The sequence below is a fragment of the Lentzea kristufekii genome, from assembly GCF_033949925.1.
Classification (GTDB): Bacteria; Actinomycetota; Actinomycetes; order Mycobacteriales; family Pseudonocardiaceae; genus Lentzea; species Lentzea kristufekii.
In genome coordinates this window covers 1-3,166 of sequence record NZ_JAXAVV010000066.1, presented here as the reverse complement: position 1 = coordinate 3,166, position 3,166 = coordinate 1, and the positions used below count along the sequence as shown (strand labels likewise).

Below are 3,166 nucleotides of genomic sequence, written 5' to 3'. Positions count from 1 at the left end.
GCACGTGGCCGGGATGTTCCTGCCGTCACCGCTCAGCGGCTGGCTCGTGGACCGGATCGGCAGGCTGCCCGTGATCGCCGCCTCCGGCGTCACCCTGCTCGCGGCCGGCCTGGTGGCAGGGTTCGCCCCTGCCGAGTCGACTCCGTTGCTCACCCTCGCGCTCGGGCTGCTCGGGCTGGGCTGGAACCTCGGGCTGGTCAGCGGTACCGCGCTCATCACCGACGCCGTGCCGCTCGAGACCCGCGCCACCGTGCAAGGGCGCATCGACATGGCCATTGCCGTGACCGGTGCGACCGGTGGCATGGCCTCCGGTTTCGTCGTCGCGAGCAGCAGCTACCCCGCCCTGTCGTTCGCCGGTGGCATCATCGCGCTCGCTCTCGTGCCTCTGGTCGTCGTCCGTCCCCGGCTCAAGGTCTGACTTGCTGACCGGGCGTGTCGAGTTCCGGTGGGGTTCGCTCGTCTTCTACTGGACGGGATGAGCGATCTGGCGGAGGTGTGTGATGCGACTCGACGTGCTGGACCACGGGCACCGGCTGCGCGTCCGGCTGTTCTTCTCCTTCGCGGAGCTGACCTCGCGAGTGCCGATGTCCGACGTGCCGAAGACGTTGCTGTACCGGCCGGAGTTCCTCGGCGCGCCGCTGCTCGACCTGTCCGCCGAGATGATGCGCGGCCCGTCGTTCTGGACCGCAGGTGGGCGCGAGTACATGGCGATGTTCACCGCCCAACTCCTGCGGTGCCCGTTCTGCATCGACAGCCACACCGAGATGACCAGGATCGCCTCGAACGGTGAGATCGACGCGGCCGATCCCGGCTCGGCACGTCCCGAGCTCACCGCGGTGCTGGCGCTGCTGGAGAAGGTCACCACCGCGCCGGACGACGTGAGCGCGGCCGACATCCCGCAGGGTGTTCCGCGCAAGGCGGTTCTGGACGCGTTGCACATCAACCTGATCTGGAACGTCGTCAACCGGTTGGCCAACGCGTTCGGCTTCCAACTCGACTCCGAGGAGCAGCTCCTCAAGGGCACGAAGTCGCTGCACCGCTTCGGCTACCGCTTCCCCGGTTTCCTCACCGGCCCGACGAACGGCGCCAAGACCGGTGACCGACACGACCGGCTGGCCGGCAACCTGCGCACGACGGTGTTCGACTCCCCCGCCAAGACGGACCCGGCCACACGGCACGCCGCGGCGAGCGGTGAACCAGCAGGCACACCGTGGGCGTCGTATGCCGCGAAGGTCCGCGACGCGTCATTCCGCGTGACCGACATCGACATCACCGATCTCAAGGCCTCCGGGCTCAGCGAGGACGAAATCTTCGAGATCACGGCCGCTGCGGCCGTCGGCGCCGCGCTGCGCAGCCTTGACGCCGGCCGTCGCGCTGTCCCGCAAGGCTGATCGAAATTCTTCGCGGTCGATGTCGTGGCAGGCTCGGTGCCGGTCGTCTTCTGGTCAGGAGGTGTCGAGCATGAAGTACGTGCTGATGTTCTGCGAGACCGAGCAGTGGGAGAAGGACTGGGAGACGATGGACCAGTCCGAGCGCGACGCGGGCTTCGCCGAGGTCCAGCAGTGGATGGCCGAACACGCGGACAAGATCACGCACAACCGTAAGCTCGCCGGGCCGGAGACCGCGACCACCGTGCGCCTTGAGAACGGCGAGCCGATCATCACCGACGGGCCGTTCATCGAGGGCAAGGAAGTGGTCAGCGGCTACGTCGAGGTCGAGGTCGCCGACCTCGACGAGGCGCTGCGCATGGCCAGTACCTGGCCTGCCTGCCCGTTGGTGGAAATCCGACCGGTCTTGATGTGACCTCACCGGACGCCGTGCTCGCCCGCGTGGTGCGTGAGCACGCGGGCCGGCTGGCCGCGTCCCTGGTGTCGCTGCTGGGCGACTTCTCCGCCGCCGAGGACCTCGTCGCCGACGCGGTGGAGACAGCACTGCGCCGCTGGCCGGTCGAAGGCGTACCCGACCGTCCGGACGCGTGGCTGCTCACCGTCGCCAAGAACCGCGGGCTCGACGTGCTGCGCCGCCAAGCCCGCTACCGCGAGAAGCTCGCCCAGCTGCAGCGGCCCGTGCAACCCGAACCAGACGACCGGCTGCGGCTGATCTTCACCTGCTGTCACCCCGCGCTGTCCCGCGAGGCACAGATCGCACTGACGCTGCGCGTGGTGTGCGGACTGACCACCGCGCAGATCGCCCGTGCGTTCCTCGTACCGGAAACCACGGTGGCGCAACGGTTGACCCGCGCCAAGCGCAAGATCACCGACGCGGGCATCCCCTACCGGATTCCCGCACCGGAGGAGCTCGGCGAGCGGCTTGCTCAGGTGCTGCACGTGGTCTACCTGATGTTCAACGAGGGCTACCTGTCCAGCAGCGCGGACCGCGTGCAGTCACACGACCTCGTGGCCGACGCTGACTGGCTCGCCTCGTTGCTGCACGGGCTGATGCCGCGCGAACCCGAGATCGCCGGCCTGCTCGCCCTGATCCGACTGCACCGCGCCCGCACGGCGGCCCGCTTCTCCCCCGACGGCAACCTCGTGCAGCTGCAGGATCAGGACCGGTCACGGTGGGACCAGCAGATGATCGGCGAGGCCGTGGAGGTGCTGACCCGCGCTGCCCGCCATCGCCGACCAGGCCCGTATCAACTCCAGGCAGCGATCGTCGCGTGCCACGCGGAGGCGAAGTCCTGGGAGGACACCGACTGGCCTCAGATCGTGATCCTCTACGACATGCTGCTGTGCCTAGCGCCGTCCCCGGTGACCCGGCTGCACCGCGCGATCGCGCTCCGGTACGTCGCTAGGGCGGAGAAAGCGTTGGCCGAGCTGGATTCCCTCGGCCTGGACCGCTACCACCTCTACCACGCCACGCGTGCTGAACTACTCCGCGACCTCGGCCGCGACGACGAGGCACGCGAGGCAGATCAGCGCGCGTTGGAGCTGACCGCCAACCCCGCCGAGCAGGCACTGCTGGAACAGCGACTCAAGCCTTGACCGCGGCCACCCGCTCGACCATGCCGAGCTTGAGCCGTTCCTGCCGCTGCACCACGAACCCGGCCTGCTCCACCAACGGCAACGGCCGCCGGGTCTGGTAGTCGCCGCACATCCGCACGCTCAGCTTCTCCAGCAGCGACTGTACGAAGTGGACGACACGGTGCTGGCTGCCGACGTGGTCG

General features: G+C 68.8%; 4 protein-coding genes and 1 pseudogene. 4 read left to right on the top strand and 1 reads right to left on the bottom strand.

The annotated features are described in order from the left end of the window. From SK571_RS46010 to SK571_RS45995, 4 genes are all read left to right on the top strand, one after another. Positions 1–418: MFS transporter (locus SK571_RS46010; protein ID WP_319990408.1), on the top strand; the 418-nt coding region annotated here is incomplete at its 5' end. Between the two features lie 82 nt (positions 419–500). Then, positions 501–1,391: a carboxymuconolactone decarboxylase family protein gene (locus SK571_RS46005; protein WP_319990407.1), complete on the top strand. Its 891-nt coding sequence runs from the start codon at positions 501–503 to the stop codon at positions 1,389–1,391. Positions 1,392–1,461: 70 nt separating this feature from the next. Beyond that, positions 1,462–1,803: a YciI family protein gene (locus tag SK571_RS46000; RefSeq protein WP_319990406.1), complete on the top strand. Its 342-nt coding sequence runs from the start codon at positions 1,462–1,464 to the stop codon at positions 1,801–1,803. Next, a complete protein-coding gene (locus SK571_RS45995) occupies positions 1,800–2,984 on the top strand; it encodes an RNA polymerase sigma factor (protein WP_319990405.1) in 1,185 nt (394 codons plus the stop codon). The genes SK571_RS46000 and SK571_RS45995 overlap by 4 nt, the downstream gene beginning before the upstream one ends. Here the strand turns inward: SK571_RS45995 and SK571_RS45990 are convergent. Then, a pseudogene (locus SK571_RS45990) lies at positions 2,974–3,166 on the bottom strand (class I SAM-dependent methyltransferase); the annotation flags it as partial. The gene SK571_RS45995 and the pseudogene SK571_RS45990 overlap by 11 nt on opposite strands.

Excerpts from the sequence above, each read along its gene's own strand:
- SK571_RS46005 (WP_319990407.1), top strand. The coding sequence starts at position 501 with ATGCGACTCGACGTGCTGGACCACGGGCACCGGCTGCGCGTCCGGCTG.
- SK571_RS46000 (WP_319990406.1), top strand. The coding sequence starts at position 1,462 with ATGAAGTACGTGCTGATGTTCTGCGAGACCGAGCAGTGGGAGAAGGAC.